This is a genomic window from Catalinimonas alkaloidigena, from assembly GCF_029504655.1.
In the GTDB taxonomy this organism is placed as follows: Bacteria; Bacteroidota; Bacteroidia; order Cytophagales; family Cyclobacteriaceae; genus Catalinimonas; species Catalinimonas alkaloidigena.
On record NZ_JAQFIL010000001.1, the window covers coordinates 5,407,272 to 5,427,887 of the forward strand.

13 protein-coding genes are annotated in these 20,616 nt (G+C 42.5%); 1 reads left to right on the forward strand and 12 read right to left on the reverse strand.

From position 1 onward, the window contains the following. Nucleotides 1-381: 381 nt before the first annotated feature. From OKW21_RS22135 to OKW21_RS22190, 12 genes are all read right to left on the reverse strand, one after another. The gene (locus OKW21_RS22135; protein ID WP_277483578.1) at nt 382-1,179 is read right to left on the reverse strand and encodes a haloacid dehalogenase type II; all 798 of its coding nucleotides are present in this window, start codon (nt 1,177-1,179) and stop codon (nt 382-384) included. Nucleotides 1,180-1,259: 80 nt separating this feature from the next. After that, the gene (locus OKW21_RS22140) at nt 1,260-1,823 is read right to left on the reverse strand and encodes a carboxymuconolactone decarboxylase family protein (RefSeq protein WP_277483579.1); all 564 of its coding nucleotides are present in this window, start codon (nt 1,821-1,823) and stop codon (nt 1,260-1,262) included. A gap of 73 nt (nt 1,824-1,896) precedes the next feature. Continuing rightward, nucleotides 1,897-2,412 (reverse strand): TetR/AcrR family transcriptional regulator, encoded by a 516-nt coding sequence (locus tag OKW21_RS22145; protein WP_277483580.1) that lies wholly within the window; start codon nt 2,410-2,412, stop codon nt 1,897-1,899. Nucleotides 2,413-2,912: 500 nt separating this feature from the next. Then, the gene (locus OKW21_RS22150) at nt 2,913-3,890 is read right to left on the reverse strand and encodes a sugar phosphate isomerase/epimerase family protein (protein ID WP_277483582.1); all 978 of its coding nucleotides are present in this window, start codon (nt 3,888-3,890) and stop codon (nt 2,913-2,915) included. 510 nt (nt 3,891-4,400) lie between these two features. Further along, nucleotides 4,401-5,879, reverse strand: a complete 1,479-nt coding sequence (locus OKW21_RS22155; RefSeq protein ID WP_277483584.1) for a sulfatase family protein — start codon at nt 5,877-5,879, stop codon at nt 4,401-4,403. A 3-nt stretch (nt 5,880-5,882) separates the two neighbouring features. Continuing rightward, nucleotides 5,883-7,457 (reverse strand): sulfatase family protein, encoded by a 1,575-nt coding sequence (locus OKW21_RS22160; protein WP_277483586.1) that lies wholly within the window; start codon nt 7,455-7,457, stop codon nt 5,883-5,885. A 13-nt stretch (nt 7,458-7,470) separates the two neighbouring features. Then, a complete protein-coding gene (locus OKW21_RS22165) occupies nt 7,471-8,808 on the reverse strand; it encodes a sulfatase-like hydrolase/transferase (protein ID WP_277483588.1) in 1,338 nt (445 codons plus the stop codon). Next, a complete protein-coding gene (locus OKW21_RS22170) occupies nt 8,808-10,310 on the reverse strand; it encodes a RagB/SusD family nutrient uptake outer membrane protein (RefSeq protein ID WP_277483590.1) in 1,503 nt (500 codons plus the stop codon). The genes OKW21_RS22165 and OKW21_RS22170 overlap by 1 nt, the downstream gene beginning before the upstream one ends. A gap of 33 nt (nt 10,311-10,343) precedes the next feature. After that, nucleotides 10,344-11,699 (reverse strand): SusC/RagA family TonB-linked outer membrane protein, encoded by a 1,356-nt coding sequence (locus OKW21_RS22175; RefSeq protein ID WP_277483594.1) that lies wholly within the window; start codon nt 11,697-11,699, stop codon nt 10,344-10,346. Next, the gene (locus OKW21_RS22180) at nt 11,677-13,773 is read right to left on the reverse strand and encodes a SusC/RagA family TonB-linked outer membrane protein (protein ID WP_277483596.1); all 2,097 of its coding nucleotides are present in this window, start codon (nt 13,771-13,773) and stop codon (nt 11,677-11,679) included. The genes OKW21_RS22175 and OKW21_RS22180 overlap by 23 nt, the downstream gene beginning before the upstream one ends. 75 nt (nt 13,774-13,848) lie before the next feature. After that, complete coding sequence (locus tag OKW21_RS22185) at nt 13,849-14,880, reverse strand: FecR family protein (RefSeq protein ID WP_277483598.1); 1,032 nt, start codon at nt 14,878-14,880, stop codon at nt 13,849-13,851. A 130-nt stretch (nt 14,881-15,010) separates the two neighbouring features. Further along, the gene (locus tag OKW21_RS22190; RefSeq protein WP_277483601.1) at nt 15,011-15,652 is read right to left on the reverse strand and encodes an RNA polymerase sigma factor; all 642 of its coding nucleotides are present in this window, start codon (nt 15,650-15,652) and stop codon (nt 15,011-15,013) included. A gap of 675 nt (nt 15,653-16,327) precedes the next feature. Between OKW21_RS22190 and OKW21_RS22195 the strand changes: the two genes are divergently transcribed. Then, nucleotides 16,328-20,473 (forward strand): hybrid sensor histidine kinase/response regulator transcription factor, encoded by a 4,146-nt coding sequence (locus OKW21_RS22195; RefSeq protein ID WP_277483602.1) that lies wholly within the window; start codon nt 16,328-16,330, stop codon nt 20,471-20,473. Nucleotides 20,474-20,616 lie beyond the last annotated feature (143 nt).

Genomic DNA, 20,616 nt, shown 5'->3' on the forward strand with positions numbered 1-20,616 from the left:
TTCACTTTATTAAAACTGTTGCTGATTTAAACCAGATCAAGCCTTTCAGCATGTAAATTTAAAGTTCTTCTGTTTTTTCAAAATGTCTGTGCAAAATAATCAAACAACGCTGGTGTCTAAATTTCCATCAGAGCAATTTATAGTAAAAAGCCAGCTCTCTGGAAGCTGGCTTTTTATGGCTACTCAATTTCACCCATTAATTTCTATTTTTTGAAATAGTGAATTATTGGGTCTTTCTGGGTTTCTCCGATATCTAAGGAGGTTTACAACAAAGCCACTTTATTTAAAAAATATGGCTTTTATCAATCGCTTTCCTCCGTGGGTCAGCATATGACGCATGTCGGGTAGTTTCGTCCAAGCGAATCTTTTATACTTTTTTATTTACTTATAAGTCAATAAAATATCTGACACCTTTTGCAAGTCTGAAACTACTATTTCGGCTTCCGGGGCCAACGGGAAGAGTTGCTTGCCTGGCCTGCTAATAAATGCCGCTCGCCATCCTGCCCATAAGGCGCCTGCCACATCCCATCCGTGAGCCGCAATCAGCATCGCTTCATTCGGGTTAATCCCCATTTTCCTGGCCCCCCAATCATAAGTCTCTTTGAAAGGTTTAAATTTACCAATTTCTTCTACACTTAACCTTTCTTCAAAATATTCAGTCAAGCCCGCGCTTTCAAACTGTTTTTTTACACCCTCGTTTGAGGAATTAGTAAACGACACCAATTTGTATCCATCTTCTTTTAATTGCCTCAATGCGAGTTTTACTTCAGGATGAGCAGGCAGACCTCTTAAAGCATTCACTATTACTTCTCTTGCCTCACTTTCTGAAATAGCAATATTGTTATTTGCCGCAACCATCTGTAGTGCAGCGGCACCTATATAACCAAAATGATGGTACTGACCACTAGCAGTGGTGACCAGAGAATATTGCAGCATGGTGGTAAACCAAAGTGAAAGCAGGTCTTCTCTGCCATGTAAAGCTTTACCAACTTGTTGCTTCATTTGTGTCAGGTCCAGTAATGTTTCGTTTACATCAAAAAACAAAACTTTTGGCCTTGGTAAATCTTTCGTGTTCATATGCTCAGTTTTTTTAAAGCTGTTAGCCATAGCAGGTGAAATAAATCCCGACAGGCCAATGATACCCAGGTTTTTAAGATACTTCCTTCTCTTATAATTCATATAAGTTTCCCCTTTGATAGAGAGCTTGTTTAATCATAAGTGTCAGCAGATACCGCTGACACCTATATAAATATTTGTTATCAGTTCCATGCATATTTTTCAGCTCCCTTATCTAAAGGTGTTTCAGCAATATGATTGGTATAATTACTGATTGTTTTTTGAGCAAGTCCGAGAATGATTTCCAGTAATTGTCTTTGGTTAAAACCCGCATCATAAAACATAGCCATTTCGTCTTGGCTTACATTGCCTCTATTCCTGACCATCGCTAAGGTCATGGTTCGCAATGCTTCCAGTTTTTCAGAAGGCAGCTTTGTGTTGTTTCTTAATGCTTCTGTAATGGCGTCATCCACTTTCATTGCTTTGGCAATTGCTGTGTGTGCCGGTACACAATAGTGACATTCGTGTTCTACATTGATGGTTTGCCACACTACTGTAAGCTCATCCTTGTCAAAAGAGGAATTTGCGAATAACTCGTGTATATTTTGGTAAGCTTCCAATAATCCTGGCGCTTCTGCCAAAACACCGTGCAAATTGGGCACATAACCATAAGCATTATTTGATTTCTGTAGTAATGCTTTACTTTTTTCGGGTGCTGATTCTATGCTATGAATTGTCAATGATTCACTTTTTTGTGTCGTACTCATAATTTGAACTTTTATTTACTACTATAATTATTAAATAACTAAACGATCATTTAGTTATCGCTTAAAAAAAAGCTTATAAACTTTTAAAAATGTTTTCTATATAATTTTCCAATTGCGATGGGTTGAATGTTCTGCTTGCTGATGCTAGTCCAAACATGGCTATTATCAGATAGTCAGCTTGTTGTTCAATTATCTCATTATCTTTGGATTGATCCCGTCTCAAAATTTCCGCAAAATGCGCTCTCACATTTTCTGTGAATTGTGAAAGTGCGTCTTTAATTTTTTTATCAGCATCTTGCCCGATTTCGTTTGCGGTATTCGTCACCAAACAGCCCTTTCCATATCCATTATCTTTAGAGAATTCAACAAAATTGTAGAAGTATTCTTTGATGCTTTCAACACCATTGGTAGATGACTTTAAATTACTGAGCAATCTGTTAAGCTTCTGCCTGTAACACTTTATGCTTTCAAGGAAAACCCCGTTTTTATTTTCAAAACTGGAGTAGATAGAAAATTTGTTAATGCCCATTTCCTTCTCAAGCATTTGCATAGAAGTGGATTCGTAACCGTTACGCCAGAATAAGTTCATAGCTTTCTCGATTACTTCCTGCTCAATATAATTCTTTGTCCTTGGCATATTACGTTTATATATAACGAGATAACTAAACAATCGTTTAGATAAAACAAGAATTTTTGAATTTTTTATGTAAACAGCATTTATTTAGTGAGAATCCTATTTTTATAAATTCCGATTATTTCTCGTACTAATGATTGTTTATCAGGTAGTTACAATTGACTCTTTTTCAATTTGATAGTAGTTCAGGATGTAACTAAAGAAAATTGAGAGGGTACTTTACCGGCTATAAATTGCAAGCTAAAGCATCCTAATAGAGCACTATGCTGATACACTCGTCGGCATGACCCAGAGAGGACGCCAAAGCCAGAGTTCAGCACGCTGGGCTGCCCATACAATACCAAATGGAAAACCCGGAGCTCCAGGGGGAATGAACCTCATTTTTTTACTACTAACAGAAGGCCGTGAGAAAATAAGCTGTCACTATCAAAGAGTTATCTTCCTTCGGACCGCTCTCATCCTTCATGTTGCCACCACTCTCTGACAGTTTTTAAATCTTTCTTCATGGCATCAAAAACTATTTGTTTGTCAACTGACAGTTTGGTATCTCCGTGTTCAGCGCCCCCAATCGGATATTCCAGATGAAGAGATATCGGAGCTTGAATGCGGTATTTTTTCAATAGCTGGAAATAGGTTTTAAAATCTACCATGCCTTCTCCCAAAGGAGTATTTCGGGGATACCATTTTCCATTTTTCTTTTCCCATATAAAATCCTTAATGGCTAAAGTTTTGATATGGGGTTGTATCAATCGCAGGCTGTTGGGCCAGGACATACCACCCTCAACCACGGCATGCCGGATATCGTACTGAGCGCCCATCGACTGCGAATCGGCCTTCTTCAGAAGTTCCCACAGTTCCCAGATAGAAGCGCCCACATAGTTTCCAGCATGATTCTGATAACATCCGGTTAACCCCAACTCACTGTTTAGCTGACTTAAGGCTTCCATCCTTTGTTGAAAGTATCGCAGTGACTCGGGTATACTCTTATCATCCTGATAGCGAAAATAGCTCATGCGGTAATACTGCATCCCAAGCTTAGCCGCTGTTTCCAACACCTGTCTATCGGTTGGGTTATCGGGGTCCTGTACAGCGGTGGTCATCATACTGGGAGCAAAACCCACTTTGCGCATAGCTTCTACCGCACCTGGCAACTCTTCTTCCACTCTCTCCGGCTGCACATGTCCCTTAGGACGTACCGTTAGGTCAATGCCATCAAATCCAATTTCGGCAGCAGCCTCAGCCATATCCTGCTCATTCAAAAACTGTAAGTGTTTGGAGAATATGTGAACTTTCAAAGGAGTAGCCGCAGGATCATGCCCACCCCAAGATAGATCTCCAGGGAATAAGGGTAAAGCCGCTCCTCCCAGGATGGATTTTTTGATAAAGGTTCTTCTTGACTGGCTGTTTGTAGCTGCTTTTAATCGCTTGTTCATGGTAGACTTTTTTTGATAATTTATCTATTTTTTATCATATCTCCGATTGTCATTTGCTTCACATTAATTTTTACCGAAGTAATAACCTGCCCGATGCTTCTCTATTCTACAATTTCAAACCTCTATGTTCTTCCGCATCATGTGGGTGAATCTATTGTCTTTGCTGGAACCCTAAGTCATGCCCACCCACCTTTTTTTTCTGCCATAGAACAATAAGGACGACAGCCTGACCGAGTCTTCATAGTAAAAGCTGCTGCCGTGACCCTTTTCAGGTTTACGTCGTATGATAATTTCAAAAAGAACCTATTACCTTAAATGGGTGGTAATGTAGGTGAGCTGATAAAGTTATCCATATCAGCACAATTCAACAAAAACTGCTCTCTCTAAAAATATATGTATGACTGCTCAATGGACGCATAAAATAGCGCTGAGCAAATCAGCAAGAAAGCCGCCACAAAATATACTATCAAAGTTTTTGCATCTGCCAAAATAGTTAGTTTGTATAAGAAACTACTGCTGAGCTTTATCAAGTAAGTTGAGCAAGCTATTCACTATATCCGGTCGTCTGTCGTAAAGATTTTCTTTTTCGCTGATGTCTTCATCCAGATTGTACAACTGTCCCGGCGTTTCTATTCCATAACCATCCGGATGACTATGATCACTAAAGCCACCAGAAACATCCGAAAGAATGAGCTTCCATGGTCCTTTTCTGATTGCGAAAACTCCTGCGCCGGAATGGTGTATCAGACTTCTGTTTCTCAGCGTATCATCCTCATTACCTTGGAGAAGAGGTAATAAGCTGTAGCTATCTTTACCTGCTTTTTCATCTCCGGAAAATGGCTTCTCCAACAGGTCAGCAATAGTAGGGAACAAGTCGATACTCGACACTGGATAATTATTGACCGTTCCTTCACCAATATGACCTTTCCAGTTTACGAGGAATGGCACCCTGTGCCCCCCTTCCCATATGTCTGCCTTTAGCCCTCTCAGCTTCCCGTTTGGATGATGCCCGAAGTTGGCGATTACCGAGCCAATCGGTCCCGAATGACTGGTACCATCCCGTGCCGGAGAGCCGTTGTCGCTGGTAAAAAAAATAATTGTATTCTCCCTTTGTCCACTTTGCTCTAATGCTTCTACGATTTGGCCCACTGACCAATCAACTTCTAACACAAAATCACCGTAAGGACCGACATTGCTTTTATCTTTAAAATCAGCTGTAGGTACGATCGGTGTATGAGGTGCAGTTAAAGCAAAATATAAGAAGAAAGGCTGGTCAGTTTCAGTTTTTTTATCATGAATATATTCTACAGCTTTTCTGGTAATCTCCGGCATCACATGCTCAAGTTTCCAGCCGGCAGCCATTTTACCTGCTTTGCCAAACATGGTGCCAGGCTTATCCTCAGTAGGTAAAGCCATGACTTTATTATTTTCTATAAAAGTATAGGGAGGAAAGTTGGGTACGTCATCACCAAAATAATAGTCAAACCCATAGCTAAGGGGACCACCTGATATAGCTTGCCCGTAATCTACATTTTTGCCATTTGTCTCTTTGGCTGATATAGTGTCTGTAGTAGGCCAGTTCCAGCCCAGGTGCCACTTGCCAATAGCAGAAGTATGGTAACTCTGATGCTTCAAAAACGCGGGAAGCGTAGTAAGTTCAGGCGCAATGAGGGGAGGATCCCATTCCCATAGTACCCATTCTTTCAGGCGGCTTCTCCACGCATATCTGCCAGTCAGTATACTATATCGCGTCGGTGTGCATACCGCAGAAGGAGAATGGGCATCTGTGAACAACATGCCTTCGCTTGCCAGCTTATCAATATTTGGCGTTTGAAACTTTGCTTCCTGGTTATAACATGACAAATCTCCATAGCCCATGTCATCAGCCAATATGATGATGATATTTGGCTTTTCTACTGCGGAAGTGCAAGCAGAAATAATAAGAGCAAGTAGCATATGACCCCTGAAAACTTTAGTGATGGAATTCATCACCTATTCATTTGAATTTTCAGCTCCCATCCAGTCTAACTCCTCCCATACAGCAGGCCCGTCATTGCGCTGCTCTTTACCAGGGGTGCTTCTCCCTTTTTTGATATAGTCGTTTAACAATGCTGTTAAAGACTTCACTACCTCAGGATGTTTATGATACAAATTCTCCTGCTCGGCAGGGTCTTCCGCCAGATTATAGAGTTGCATAGGTTCCAGCCCCTCCAAAGCTTCTCCGCTCTTGGGCGCACTCCATCCTCCCGAACCGGGCCAGAGTATCAGTTTCCACTCATCTTTTCTGATAGCAAAACGTCCTTCTATAGAATGATGTACAGTGGCTTCTCTCAAAGGTTTTGTGTAGCTCTTCTGCTGTAATACCGGCAAAAAGCTATAACTATCCTCTGCGGCATCATCAGGTAAATCGGTGTCTAAGATATCCGCACAGGTAGCCATTAAGTCGGTGGTACAGATCACCTCATCGGAAACCAAAGGATTCTTTATTCCACCGGTCCAGTTTACGATGAAAGGAACCCTATGTCCTCCTTCATAAATGTCTGCTTTATGACCTCTGTAGATATAACTTGGATCATGCCCCACCTTAGCCAACTCCCCAAAATCCGCTTTCGGTGAGCAGCCATTATCGCTCGTAAAAATGATCATGGTGTTCTCACGTACACCCTGCTTTTCCAGTGCCTCTACCACCCTTCTTACAACATCATCCACCTGAAGAACAAAGTCACCATAAAAGTTGGTATTACTTTTCCCCAGAAATTCGGTGGTAGGTAAGATAGGGGTATGCGGGGCGGGAAGGGCAAAATACATGAAAAAAGGTGCAGGTTGTTTTGCCTGTTCACTGATGTAAGCTACTGCTTTTTCAGTCAGATCGTCCAGGGTCAAGGTATGGTTAAAATCCTGGGCGGTAGGCCCTTTCCTCCAGAAGCCTTTGGTATCCACATTTTGTGTGGTATCAATAATGGAGGAAGTGGCATTTGCATTCTCAATGTAAACATAAGGAGGCATGTCCAGGGAGCCGTTAAAGCCAAATGAATAATCAAAACCTTGAGCGTTAGGGCCATTTGTGATGGGTTGGGTAAAATCAACCTCAGGATTGTTGTTCAGGTTATAGGAATTGATATCATCAGCTTCATGCTTAAAGCTCCAGTCCCATCCCAGATGCCATTTTCCCACAAAAGACGTATGATACCCATGCTGCTGCAACAGATCTGCTACCGTCATTCGCTCTGGTTCAATCAGTGCTTTTGAATATCCGCTTAACACGGATTTTTTTAATGTTGAGCGCCAGTTGTACCTGCCCGTAAGGATACTGTATCGGGTAGGCGTACAGACAGAAGAACTGGTATGTGCGTCGGTAAATGCGACTCCTCCTTTTGCTAATTCATCTATAGCAGGTGTATGGAGTTTTGAGTTCTCATTGAAAAATGAAATATCGCCATACCCCAAATCATCCGCCAGGATATAAACAATATTGGGCTGGCCCGATGAGCTTGCATTCTGGGCAAACAAAGGATTAAACACTATATGAAACAATAAGCAATTTACTACGAATAGACACTTAAGCATAGGTGATATTGTGTTAGTTTGAGATTAATTCTTCTGTAAGACCTTCTTCCCAGTTTTTCAAAGATTCGTTCAATTCTACAAAAATTTCAGGGAAACTGTCTTTGAGGTTTGTGGTTTCCGACGGATCATTGGCCAGGTTAAAAAGCTCAGCACTATCGGGTGTCAGCACCACTTTCCACGGTGCTTTGGTGGCAGCTTTTTGGTTTTTAAACCTCCAGAAAACCGTACGTTCATTGTTGGTCAGCCCGGCTTGATTGCCGAGCAGAAGTTCGGCGACACTGATCCCGGAGGTTTTCTCCGTATTTACCGGGTCTTCTGCTACCAAATCTGCAATGGTGGGAAAGATATCCATAGACAGCACTAACTCATCGCTTACAGATTGACTGATTTTACCTTTCCAATAGAAGATAGCTGGCACTCTATGGCCACCTTCGTATACCTGGCTTTTGTACCCCCGATAAGGAGCATTGGAGCCTACATTCGGGGTAGCACCATTGTCCGAACAAAAAATGATGAGGGTGTTATTCATGCGTCCCTCTTCTTCCAAAGTCTGTACAATCCTTCCCACATTTTTATCCAGTGATTCAATCATTTCTTTGTACGCCACATCTTTATCTTCTCTTTTTCCACCTACTACGAAATCACCAGCGATGCTTCGTTCGGCTTCATCTTCAGGCCCCTGGTAGGGGTAGTGAGGAGCACCATGTGGCAAGTACAAAAAGAAGGAAGAGTCCTGATGAGCCCTGATAAAATCAATCCCGTGATCGGTGATGAGTTCGGTTAAGTAGCCTTCTTCAGGATTGAGTTCTGTGCCCTGCCACCAGTCTTCATATCCTTCCTGGTCAATATGACTAAAATAATCTATGTTACCGCTGACAAAGCCCTTAAAATGGTCAAAACCCTGGGAAAGAGGACCATACTTAGCCTGATAACCTAAATGCCACTTACCAAAGGCAGCGGTAGCATAACCTGCGTCTTTTAAATATTCAGCTAAGGTGTAATGATCAAGATTCATCCCTACATCCCGATGGCTTTTGGCCGTTACCACGCCTTCTACTCCCGCTTCCTGCGGATACAAGCCTGTCAGCAAAGCAGCCCGGGTGGGGCTGCACACTACTCCGTTGGAATGAAAATTGGTTAACCGTAAGCCCGCTTCAGCCAGAGCATCAATATTTGGTGTATTGATTTTTGTATTACCATAGCAGGCCAGGTCATGATAACCAAGGTCATCAGCCATAATTAATACAATGTTGGGCCTGTCCGCATCAGGCGGCCCATCCGCTTTGCTGCTACAGTAGCAGCAAGCGAATGATAAAAACAGTATCAATACATTACTTAGTGGTATCCTCATCAATAGCCGGGGTTTTGTTCACCTAAATTGGCGTTATTTACAAACTCAATACTTGGTATGGGATAAAGATAATACTGTTTTCCAGTAATCGGATGACTTATATTTCTACTACTGGGAAAAGTAAGCCCCAGAAAATCCATCTGCTCCTGGATTGTCTCCTCCAGAATCCCCCAGCGGTTCAGATCATAATATCTTTTGGCTTCAAATGCAAGTTCTTTCCTTCTTTCCTCCCTCAGCGCCTTTCTAAAAGCAGCCTGATCGGGTAGGTCAGCAGCCGTCAAAGCAGATAAGCCGGCATTGGTCCGGGTACTGTTTAAGAGGGAAAAAGCCTCACCATCAGGCACATAGCCCTGTTCATTCAGAGCTTCGGCCCGCACCAACAAAATTTCAGCATAGCGAATCAAAGGGAAGTTCCACGTACTTAGCCCTATCGGATCATTGGTATTATAGTATTTGTTGACATAATAGAGGCTCCCATCAGGCATAGAAGGATCAATAAAATTTACCAGTCCGTAGGTTTGTACGATGACATCTTTGCGTAAATCTCCCGGCTCAAAAATTTGGATAAAACTATTGCCTGAAGATAAGCTTCCCCCCTGCCCGTTTAAGTTGTCATCGGTAGGTAAAATAAAGGCTGCACCATTGAAATCCGGCGGAGCAAAGCCATTACTTTGCGAACTGGCCGTCTGGCCTGTTACTCCCCCATATTGTACCTCAAGCAGCACCCCGGGGCCATTTTCCTGAGAGCCGTTAAAATTATCCGCGTAATTCTCCAACAAACTACCCTTTCCGATCACCGCACTAGCAGCCTCAGCGGCTTCATTCCACTCCTCCAGCTCCAGATGCACCAACGCCTTCAGGGCACTTGCCGCATAGGTAGTGGGCCTACCCGCCTCCATCCCGGCGCCCCCCTGATAAGAAGGAGGTAAAAGCGTAATTGCATCTGCTATATCAGTTTTGATCTGTGCGTATACCTGTTCAATACTGGCCCGGGCCTGTTCTGAATCTTCACGACTTTCTATTTCCTCCAGGATCAAAGGCACGCCCCCAAATAGCCGTACCATATTAAAGTAATAAAAGGCCCGCATAAATTTGGCCTGCCCTTCCAGGGCATTTCTCATCTCCTGACTGGAATACTCTTCTATGCCCGATAAATTTGCCAATACGGTATTGGCGCGGGTAATGCCTGTATAATGGCTGGACCAAACATTTTGGGTTATGTTAAAAGTTTGTTCCACAATATAAATATCTGGCTCTGTTTCTTTTCTCCAGGTCCATCCGTCATCACTGGCCATGTCGGTTATTCTCAGCATATTGCCTTCATACAATCCTTGAAGGGGCTGATAAACACCATTTACTGCCGTGATCATTCCACTTTCGGTAGTAAGCAGGTCTTCAAGTGCTACCTGTCCCTGCGGTGCGGGTTCCAATATATCTTCGCAACCTGCTAGTAAGAAGGTGCCAAGCATGAAGGTTAAAATTATTATTTTTGCACGTTTCATGACTTAAATATTTTTGATGATCAAGTATATCTGTTAAAAGGTGAATTGTGCTCCCAATGATATCAGCCTGGTAAGGGGATAGGGGGTATAATCTATACCCGCCGAAAGCAGACTTGTGCGACTGGAAGCCTCAGGATCTAAGCCTGAATATTTGGTAAAAGTAAACAGATTGGTTGCCGTCAAACTAAGCTGTGCTCCCCGGACAATTCTTCCACTGAAAAATGATGCAGGGAAATTGTAGGATAATCTGACGTTTTTCACCCGCAGAAAATCCGCATCTTCCAGAAAACGATCAGAGACCAAGGTTGTCAGCGTAGTTGTATTTCCTCCCTGAGAAGGTCTGGGGACAGTGTTGCTAGGGTTTTCCGGCGTCCAGAAGCCATTTACCTCAGCGAAATTCTGGACAAAAGGAACTCCTCTGGAAAACAGGTTCCGAGCTGTATTATATACCTGATAGCCGGTAGCGAAATTGAGAAATACGGACAATGAAAGGTTTTTGTAGGCAAAGGTGTTATCCATACCTCCAAAGAATTTGGGATGAGGGTTGCCTACAAATGTTTTGTCTTCTACATCCAACACCCCATTTCCGTTCAAGTCCGCATAACGGGGATCTCCAGGCACAGCGCTGGACCACCGTAATGCTTCATCTTCCTGCCCCTGCTGCCAGACGCCATCATACTGGTACATATAGAAAGCGCCTACGGGATGGCCAGCCCGCGTCAGGTTGGCTTGCTGGTTAGATAGCGGAATCAACTGGCCGGGAATCTCCAAAGGCTCCCCGATAGAGTTGGTACCAATATCAATTACCTCATTTTTGTTATATGATATGTTAAAATCCGTTGTCCAGGAAAAAGCACCTATTATGTTTCTGGACAAAACAGAGAATTCAACACCGGTATTTTTTACTGAGCCGAGGTTTACAATAGGATCCTGACTTACGCCTGAGGTGAGAGGGATGGGCGTAGATATCAGCAGGTCTTCCGACTGTTTATCATAGTAATCCAGGGTTGAATAGATTCTTCCTTCAAACAATGAAAGGTCTATCCCTATGTCAAATTGCTTGGTAGCTTCCCATTGCAGGTTAGGATTACCAATATTTTGTGGCGCATTACCTACTACTACACTGTTTCCAAACACATAAGGGGCTGCACCTGCGCGGGTGATAAAAGCGAAATCTCCAATGTTCTGATTCCCTGTCAGGCCGTAGCTTACCCTAAACTTCAGGTCATCAATGAGTTGAGAAGACTGTAAAAAGTCTTCCTGAGAAACTCTCCATGCCACTGAAGCTGAAGGGAACAGACCATATCGTTTGTCCGGCCCAAATTTGGAAGAACCGTCCCGACGCACAGTAGCGGTCAGCAGATATTTATCCTGAAAACCATAATTCACCCGCAGGAAAGTAGATACCAGGCCGCGCACTTATATCAGCCCCGCTGGCATTGAAGTTGGTTTGGTTAGAAAGCTGGTTGAGAGCGTTATCAATGGTTCCTGTACCTGTGGTAGTGTTATTTTTGGTAAGGAACTGCTGAGCAGAAAACCCTAGCAGGGTCTTGATATTATGTTGGTTAATTTGCTTGTCATAATTCAAAGTAAGATCAGATACCCAGTTAATCTGCTTGCTGGTGGGTACCGTAACACTTCCTTCAGGACGGCTGAATCTACCAATTTGATAGACAGGTAAGTAGGTATATCCATCCCCCAGGACGATATCTCCACCCAGATTCCCTGATAGTACTAGTTCATCTGTCAGCTTTACATCTAACTTGGTGTTACCCAGGATTCTGGTCACATTATCTTCTCTGGTAGGCAATACCATGTCAATAAGTGGGTTGTCATTCGCCCCAAAATAGGGCGCTGCGGTTGTATTCACAGCGGTTAAATTACCCTCCTCGTCATAGGCTGGCGTAAAAGAGTGTTGATAGACGAGGCTTCTGAAACCACTGCTACCCCAGGAGTCATTGTTCTGGACATTTTGTACCTGATGGCTTCCGGTCAGATTCGTAGTAATTTTAAGCCAATCGTTCAGCTCTGAGTTCATGTTCACCCTCAATGACCAGGACTTAAGGTCAGAGTTCAGCAAGGTACCCTCCCGGTTTAGGTAAGAAGCGGAGCCTGAAAACTGTGTTTTTTCAGAACCGCCACTGAAGCCTAAGTTATAGTTTTGTCTGAATGCGGTCCTGGTGCCCAGCTCTTGCCAATCTGTATCTACCTGCCAGGCGGGGTTGGTTGGATCATCATAAACTGAAATATCACGGTTTGAATTTTTGAAAGCTTCCACAAACAAGAGGCGTTGCTCTTCAGTGCTCATGACATCAAAGGATTCGGTAATTTCTTCAAACCCCAGGTCAGTGCTGAAGGTAAATTGTGTGGCCCCGGCTTTGCCTTTTTTTGTGGTGACGATGACTACGCCATTAGCTGCCCTGGAGCCATAAATGGCAGTGGCAGAGGCGTCTTTTAATATGTCAATTGAGGCAATATCTTTAGGGTTGATGGTAGAAAAGTCACCACTGAAGAGCGGAACGCCATCTACCACAACTAATGGGTCGTTGCTCCCGGTGACCGATCCTACTCCTCTGATATTGATGGTAAATTTACCACTCAGGTCTCCTCCTGCCTGCCTTACCTGTACGCCACTAGACCTGCCCTGTAAAGCATCTTCAAAATTGGCCATCGGTCTGCTTTGTAAGGCCTCTTCAGAGACGGAGGCAACAGAACCCGTAACATCCGCTTTCTTCTGGGTACCATAGCCTACTACTACTACCTCTGAAAGGGATTGCACATCTGGCAGGAGAGATATATTAATGCTATTTCTATCATTAATTGGTACTTCCTGAGAAACATAGCCTATAGAAGAAAATACAAGCGTACTAACATCATCTCCAACAGTCAGGCGGTACTGACCTTCAACGTCAGTAACTGTACCAATTGTGGTTCCTTTCGCTAGCACATTGACTCCCGGTAATGGTTGCCCAGAATCTTCGTCAGATACAATGCCACTAATAGTTTGTTCCAAAGGTTTAATGCCAGAACGCAAAGAACCGATCGCCAAAGGCTTTTCCTTAGAGTTATCTTTATCATCAGGAGCTTTATCAAGCTTTCGGAGTTCTTTCTGCTCCTGGCGTTTGATGACATAGAGTTTTTCTCCAAGCTTTTGATATTGCAGTGCATGCATATTGAGCACGATATTGAGTATGGCTTCCAGACTTTGTCCTTCTTCTATGCTGACGTTGACTTTCTGGCCATTGATTAACTCTCCGTCATAGGCAAACTGTACTTCGTAGTCATTTTCTAATTGCATCAGAAAGTTTTGCAGTAATTCCCCTTCACCCTGATAGCTTTGGTATACCAAGGGCTGGCTGTCTCCTACTGAGGCTAAATTTTGAGCCTGCAGCGTGCAGAAACTGAACATCAAAAGCAATGACCCTAACATTACTCTGGTTTTTTGTGTAGTTTTAAGTTGCATAAGTATTAGGTATTTATGTAAATGATGGAAACTCTGTCGGTGTATGCTGGCAGGTGAAATGCCGACAGGCTTCTTTTAATGACTTATCTGAATCTTACTTCCTTGTCTGTTTACCTTTACATTGAATGAGGCCTCTATGGCTTGTAGCAAAATAGGCAGATCACTTCTATAGACTTTGGCAGTAAAGATTTTATCCCTCAACCTAACATCTATTATCTCTACCTGCACCCCATAATAATCTTCCATTATTTTTGCCACCTCTTTCAGAGGCGTATTTTGAAAAACAAAGAAGTTCTCTCGCCATGGCAGTTCTACATCCCTCTCCATTTTTTTTATATGAAAGTCTTTATCCTCTACTGATAGTGCCAACAGATCTCCCGGTTTTAATATTTGTGTTTGCTCAACCTGTTCACTCGCTACCTTTATGCTGCCTTCTTTCAGGAGGACCTCACTCTTTCTTGAACGGCTGGAGACATTGAAGGTGGTACCCAATACTTCTATGTCAAGATTAGCAGTATGTACTACAAACTTATTCAGATTGGGCCTCGATACTGCCATCTTTTCATCCAGATGCTTTACTTCAAAATACGCTTCTCCCTCCAGCCACACTTCCCGCGGCTGATTTTCCTCAGTATCGATCACAACCTTGATCTTAGAGTTTGCATTGAGCGTTACTTCACTACCGTCAGAAAGCACGACTGTTTTTGTCTCCTGGAAGGTGGTTTCGTATGTTTCATTAAAAAGTGGCACTAACCAAAATAGGGTAGAGAGTATCACCAAAGATAAGGAGGCCGCTACAGCGAAGTACTTTTTCTGATAAAATGGAGCGCTTCTCTCATAATTCAGCGCAGAAGCATGTGTATTTATCCTTTGAAGCATCTCATCCTGCTTTTCTTTGGATAAAGAATATGGGGTGTAGCGGAGACCTTCAAACAGTTTACGTGCTTCTTCTACTTTCTCTTTCTGGAGGGGGAAGCGTAGCACATATTCTTTCCAATAGGCCTCTTTTTCCTCATCAGGACTTACTATCCACTCCTGAAAGTATTCATCGTTGAGGAAGTCTTCTACCTGAAAATCAGCATACTTGTAAAACTTAGCGTGCTTCATACCCTTTGTTCTTTATTAATAGGATACAAAGAGGGTTAATTTTACCCCATGCACTGCAACACTTTTTTAATAATTAGATAGCATTCAAAAAAAACACCTCTTCATTAAACCAGTTATATAGATTGTTCAATTATGATGCTAAAATGGCAATTAGAAGATGGGTAATGATAGGTTGGTTCATAGTAGCCCGAAGTACTTTCAATGCTCTTGCCATCAGCTTATAGACTGCCTTCACCTGTACTTCCATTACTTCGGCTATTTCTTCATAGGAAAGCAGGTTATAGAACCGTAGATAAATGGCTTCTTTCTGTTTATTACTAAGATGAGTTAAGGCTTGGGTAAGGGCAATCCTACTGTCTTCAGCATGGCCCACATCAAAATCAGGGTCAAACCCAGCCATTCTTGGTTCCAAAGCTTCATAAACTTTGAGTACATCTTTTTTTTGATGCGCCAGTTTTCTGAACAACCTTCTTTTTAGCGAAACCAGCAGATAAGATTTAACCGCTTTAACCTGAGGTAGCTTATTCCTTTTCACCCAAAGATCAGTAAAGAAATCCTGTATGCAGTCTTCCACTAATTGAGGCTCCCCACTCAATCTAAATCCATAGTCGTATAGTAGGTTTACATATCGATAGTAAATCTGCTCAAAAGCATTATGGCTTCCTTTAATAAGTTCACTCCAAAGATCCGTATCAGAAAACAGATCAAAACCTTCACTTTCAGCATGAAGCTTAGCAGCAGAATTTCTAATATGTTGCTTAATGAATTTCATCCAGCTGAATTAAAGACCTTTTCTGAAGGAAATCATTTTTTAGCTAAAGACCAACATCTGCTAACAGGTTGGAACAAAATGCTAAAAATTAACCACTGCCTTTACTATTTGTAATGACAATCTAAGTTTTTTCCTGCTGCATCAATTGCTACCATCCGGAATAAATATACAGATGCGAAGCCCTCCTAAAAGTTCTGATTCACAAACAAGCTTCCGCTGCGTGATAGTCAAAATCACTTATATGCATGCTGTTCAGCATCCTATGAAGCCACTTAGAAGAATTATATTCATTGGATATTGGTCAGCATCGCTCTACACTCCATCAGGATTAGCAAGCGCTCTATTCGTAGAGACTGTGTCAAGCAAAACCTGCCTGGTTCTACTTCCTGTGAGGGGAACTTATATTATTGGTACATTTCTGTAAAAGAAATATGAAACCAACAAACTACCACGCTCGCCTTGCCCTCAATAGCAATTTATACTCTTGCATATTTCATATCTGGCAAGTTAAGCGTAGAAACTTTAACCGGCTTCACTATCACAGCAAGTCAAAAAGTATTTTATTGTGCCAATTAAATATCTAGCTAAAATCAACTTATGCCCCAAGTACAAATAATTATTTTCTAATTTGTAACTGTATGATATGAAGCAGCTTCCTAACTGATGACTGAGAACATGAATAGCAAGAGAGCAAGTGTGTATGTATTGGAATTTTTATTTTGTTTGGTATCATTTTACGCGCATGCCCAATATTCAAACCTAAAATTTGAGGAGTTTTCTACCATGGAGGGACTATCCAGTAGTACGTGTCTGGAAGTTTTTCAGGATAGCGAGGGTTTTATATGGGTGGGTACTATAGATGGCCTCAACAAATATGATGGTTACGGATTTGAGATTTTCCGGCCAGAAATAGGTAACCCAAAGTCCATCAGCAGCAACCGGGTCAGTTCTATTGCCGAAGATTCAGCCGGCAATCTCTGGATTGGCACCACCAATGGACTGAATGTATTTGATAAAGAACATAAGTCTTTTTACCGTATTAATTTACAGGATGCACCCAAAGGACGATATCTCATCAATACAGTCTTCTATGATAGTGCGAAAAACAAGCTGTGGGTAGGCACCAAAAATGGCCTCTATATGGCCACCCTTGTAAACTATGATACCCAGCGTGGAGAGTGGCCCGACTTCAGGCATTTTACCCACAGCAGTAAGAATGAGCAAACCATAGATCATAATGATATCTCCAGCATATTTGCTGACGCAGAAGGAAATATCTGGGTAGGCAGCGCCGGAGAACACCTTAACCGTTATGTGGAGGAAAGCGAGACTTTTGAGCGTGTACTCATAGATGTAGGGGAAGCTTTTGAACTAGGTCATCTACCTAAAAGCGTATTGGTTGACGAAAATGATGATTTCTGGATTGGCAATGATCTGTCTAAACTGGTGTATTGGGATAGGGACCGCAATACATTTGAACTGATTTCTCCGGTAAAGCACCGCATCCCTATTTTTGATCTCTACCTTGATAAAAACAACAATAAATGGGTCGCTACTGATGGCTTCGGACTATATCTGCTGGATGAAAAAGGAAATGTCTTGCAGCATATTGAAAACGATCCGGAGGTACCCTTTTCTTTGCCTAATAACCAACCTTCAAAAATCCTTCAGGATGATGAAGGTATCTTTTGGTTTGCTACTTACAATAAAGGCTTCGCTAAACTAGCACTGGCTAAATCTGAATTTGGTCATTATTTTTATAAATCAGGAACTACCGAAGGACTTAGTGCCAGAATCGCTCAATCCGTCATGCAGGATAAGAAGGGTAGGATCTGGATAGGTACTGATGGTGGAGGATTGAACTTATTTGAGGAAGACTCTTTTACGTTCAGGCATTACCGTCACCAGCCTGCTGAGCGCAATACTTTAAGCTCAGACAAAATTCTTTTTCTTAAACAAAGTTATGATGGCTCTATCTGGGTATGTACCTGGGATGGTGGACTCAATAGGTTTTACCCGCAGACTAATAGCGTAAAACAGTTTAAACATAATCCCAACAGGCCAAATGGCATAGGACAGAATACGGTTTGGTGCGCGGTAGAAGACAAACAGCACCGTTTGTGGGTGGGAACACAGACGGCTGGCTTAAACGTAAGAATACCTGAAACCGGAGAGTTTAAGCACTTCACACATCAAGCGCATGAAGCTGGCAGCATTTTAAGTAATTTTGTTTTTTCTCTGTTTATAGATACACAGCAACGACTGCTGATAGGAACCTCTGTAGGAGTCAGCGTTCTTGACCTTAAACAGCTGGAGGACAGAAAACCTGAGGATGTAGTATTTGAGACTGTAGATGAGACCGCAATACTAGGAAAGCGGATTAACTTTATTACTGAAGATCATGAACACAATATCTGGCTGGGTACAGATCTGGGCTTACATAAACTGAACGCTGACCTTCAGCTAATAAGGACATATTCAGTCAAAGACGGACTCCCCAGCAATCTGATAATAGGAATACAGGAGGACAATCAGCATGATCTGTGGCTTACCACCAAAAGTGGCATATCTCGGCTGGATGTAAGTGAGAATAGCTTTGAAAATTTTAACGTAAACGATGGACTGCAGGGGATGGAGTTCCAGAGTAAATCCATCACCAAAACAGAGGATGGCCGTATCATCGCAGGGGGCATCAATGGCTTCAATATATTTGACCCTACTGAAGTCGGGGACAACTATGAAAGCGTCCAGCCGGTAATCACCACGCTAAAGTTGTTTAACGAAGTGGTAAACGTGGGTGATACTATTGGAGATGAGGTCTTACTCAAAAAGAGTATAAATCAAACCAATGAACTGCTACTCAGGCATGATCAGGGTTACATCACTTTTGAGTATGTGGCATTGCATCTGCAAAACCCTGAGCGGGTCAAGTATGCGTACAGAATGGCAGGCCTGGAGAATGAGTTTGTTCATGATGGTAAATCCAGAGCAGCCAGTTATTCCGGTCTTGCTCCGGGAAGCTACACCTTTGAAGTAAAAGCCTACCTGGACGGAGACCTGAAAAATGCCAAAGAGGCCAGTATTAATATTCGTGTGTTGCCGCCCCTATGGAAAACATGGTGGGCCTATGTACTTTATGTCCTTGGCTTTTTCATACTTGCCTGGCTAGCCATCAGGTTCTATGTAAAAATTGTCAGAGAAGAAAAAGAGCATGAATTGGATCAGCTTAAACTTAAGTTCTTTATCAATGTTTCTCATGAGTTTAAAACTCCCCTGACGCTGATTCTTAATCCTGTGGATAAGATTCTCTCTGCCTACAATGATCCGGAAGAAGTACGGGACTCAGCCCTGAGAATCCAAAGAAGTGCCAGAAGGCTACTCAGCCTGATGAATCAACTTCTGGATTTCAGAAAGATGGATCTTGGAAAAACACCTTTAGAACTGGTAAAAGGCGACATCGCTAAATTTAGCAAAGACACTTTCCTCCTGTTTGAAGATCTGGCCCGAAGTAAGGCACTGGACTTTTGTTTTAAAAGTGCTTCAGAACCCATCATCGGGTATTTTGACCCGGATAAGGTGGAGAAAATATTGACCAACCTCTTGTCTAATGCCGTGAAGTTTACCGAGAGTGGAGGAAGCATCTCCATGATGGTAGGATCTAAAGTTAAAGGCAGAAAGGAGTATGCGGAAATAATCGTGAGCGATACCGGTATAGGATTTAAAAAAGAACAGTTGAAAGAAGTGTTCAACAGGTTTTTTCATGTGGATAGCTCTAAGACCGGTACGGGTATTGGCCTTAATTTTACTAAGGGGCTGGTAGAAATTCATCATGGACAGATCATGGTGGAGAGCGAATACCAAAAAGGCAGTTCATTTATTGTGCTTTTGCCCTTAAACAAAGGTGCTTATAAAGGAGTCCCTTTCAAAGAAATGCTAAGCACCGACCTGCAAGCAACAAATGCAATACGCTCTACAGAATATGAGCTGGCGATTACCGACGGACAATACCATATAGACGAAGAGCTGGAAAATCAGGGCGACGCTAAAAGACCTACTGTGCTGATTGTAGACGACAACAAAGAACTGCGGATGCACCTCCGAAAAGAGTTGCGGTCGCAGTACAAAGTCAGGGAAGCTGCCAACGGAAAAGAAGGCTTAGAGAAAATCCATAAGTTCTATCCGGACATAGTAATCAGTGATGTGATGATGCCCAGCATGGAAATGCCGGAGATGGATGGCTTTGAAATGTGCCGCCAGGTAAAAACCAGGCTGGAGACTTGTCACATTCCGGTAATTCTGCTCACCGCCCGAAGCCTGGAGGAAGATCGTATTGAAGGCTATGACACTGGTGCTGATGAGTATCTTCCCAAACCCTTTAACATAGGGGTGCTTAAAGCCCGGATAAACAATCTGCTAGAGAGTAAAAAGCGACTTAGAGAGAAGTTTTCGGCCTTAGGTGAGATGCTGCCCTCCAGTGAAGTAGCTAACAACACCCTTGACGAAGCCTTTCTGGATAAAGTCACTAAAGTCATTCTGGACAATATCAGTGATCAGGATTTCAGGCTGGAACAACTTCTGCAGGAAGTCGGTATGAGCCGCTCCCAATTTTACAGAAAAATCAACTCCCTTACCGGCAAAAACCCAAGTCATTTTATCAGGATCATCCGACTCAGATATGCTTTAGACTTACTCAAAAAAAATCAATATTCCATCAAGGAGATTGCTTACCTGTCGGGCTTCAATTCCTCAGCTTATTTTACCAAATCCTTCAGGGAGCACTTTGGCAAAGCACCCAATCAGTATTATTCTGAAATTCAATAATTGGTAGCAAAACTCTCCTAAAATGCGTTTTTAGCATTATCAAAAGCAAAATGAAACATGGTTTATCAGTTTTGAATCATAATTCATACTCCCGTTTGATTCTTTCCTGTACATTGCCAGTATGCTTTTACCCGGGAAACACA

What these genes read in the sequence shown, in the direction of transcription:
- OKW21_RS22160 (WP_277483586.1), bottom strand. Translation starts at nt 7,457, where the DNA reads ATGCTTAAGTGTCTATTCGTAGTAAATTGCTTATTGTTTCATATAGTG.
- OKW21_RS22180 (WP_277483596.1), bottom strand. Translation starts at nt 13,773, where the DNA reads ATGCAACTTAAAACTACACAAAAAACCAGAGTAATGTTAGGGTCATTG.
- OKW21_RS22135 (WP_277483578.1), bottom strand. Translation starts at nt 1,179, where the DNA reads ATGAATTATAAGAGAAGGAAGTATCTTAAAAACCTGGGTATCATTGGC.
- OKW21_RS22165 (WP_277483588.1), bottom strand. Translation starts at nt 8,808, where the DNA reads ATGAGGATACCACTAAGTAATGTATTGATACTGTTTTTATCATTCGCT.
- OKW21_RS22195 (WP_277483602.1), top strand. Translation starts at nt 16,328, where the DNA reads ATGAATAGCAAGAGAGCAAGTGTGTATGTATTGGAATTTTTATTTTGT.
- OKW21_RS22185 (WP_277483598.1), bottom strand. Translation starts at nt 14,880, where the DNA reads ATGAAGCACGCTAAGTTTTACAAGTATGCTGATTTTCAGGTAGAAGAC.
- OKW21_RS22190 (WP_277483601.1), bottom strand. Translation starts at nt 15,652, where the DNA reads ATGAAATTCATTAAGCAACATATTAGAAATTCTGCTGCTAAGCTTCAT.
- OKW21_RS22170 (WP_277483590.1), bottom strand. Translation starts at nt 10,310, where the DNA reads ATGAAACGTGCAAAAATAATAATTTTAACCTTCATGCTTGGCACCTTC.
- OKW21_RS22155 (WP_277483584.1), bottom strand. Translation starts at nt 5,879, where the DNA reads ATGAATTCCATCACTAAAGTTTTCAGGGGTCATATGCTACTTGCTCTT.
- OKW21_RS22145 (WP_277483580.1), bottom strand. Translation starts at nt 2,412, where the DNA reads ATGAACTTATTCTGGCGTAACGGTTACGAATCCACTTCTATGCAAATG.
- OKW21_RS22140 (WP_277483579.1), bottom strand. Translation starts at nt 1,823, where the DNA reads ATGAGTACGACACAAAAAAGTGAATCATTGACAATTCATAGCATAGAA.
- OKW21_RS22150 (WP_277483582.1), bottom strand. Translation starts at nt 3,890, where the DNA reads ATGAACAAGCGATTAAAAGCAGCTACAAACAGCCAGTCAAGAAGAACC.